A 209-nucleotide genomic window follows, 5' to 3' on the forward strand; every position below is an offset into this window, starting at 1 on the left:
GTGGACGGCTATGATGTTTTCTTTCGCCACGTCCATTTGAAGATCCAGGGCGACCTTGACCTTCACCTTTACGACCACGGCTACCGCCATCACGATTACGATCACGGTTACGACCATCGCCACCGCCGCGTCCGTCACGACTACGATTACGGTTACCATCACGGTATCCGCCTCCGTTACCGCCGCGTTTTTTAGAACCGCCACCTCTT

The 209-nt window shown here is 55.5% G+C and carries 1 pseudogene; it reads right to left on the minus strand.

Annotated features, from left to right (window positions below):
- A pseudogene (locus MR113_RS28225) lies at window positions 1-209 on the minus strand (DEAD/DEAH box helicase); the annotation flags it as partial.

The sequence above is a fragment of the Bacillus cereus group sp. BfR-BA-01379 genome, assembly GCF_022663605.1.
Classification (GTDB): Bacteria; Bacillota; Bacilli; order Bacillales; family Bacillaceae_G; genus Bacillus_A; species Bacillus_A mobilis.